Raw genomic sequence first — 202 nt, forward strand, 5'->3', positions numbered from 1 at the left:
CGACTGCGCCAGAACGCCGCGCGATTCATCGCCGGCCGTATAGATGACGCCATCGGTCGTGACCGTGACATCGTCCGAAACAGCCGCAACGCCGCCTTCGATACCGATCGAGACACCGCCGCCCTTGGACTGTTTGTCGCTGGCTTGCTTGGTGCTGCCGCTCACGGCGATCACACCCGAGGTGCCGCCGCCGCCGCCGATC

The 202-nt window shown here is 66.3% G+C and carries 1 protein-coding gene; it reads right to left on the reverse strand.

Features of this window, described 5'->3' with window-relative positions; genetic code table 11:
• A partial coding sequence (locus tag HX774_RS19420) for a hypothetical protein (protein WP_178829033.1) occupies positions 1-202 on the reverse strand: 202 nt, incomplete at both ends.

Origin of the sequence: Brevundimonas sp. P7753, assembly GCF_013386595.1 — a bacterium.
GTDB lineage: Bacteria > Pseudomonadota > Alphaproteobacteria > Caulobacterales > Caulobacteraceae > Brevundimonas > Brevundimonas bullata.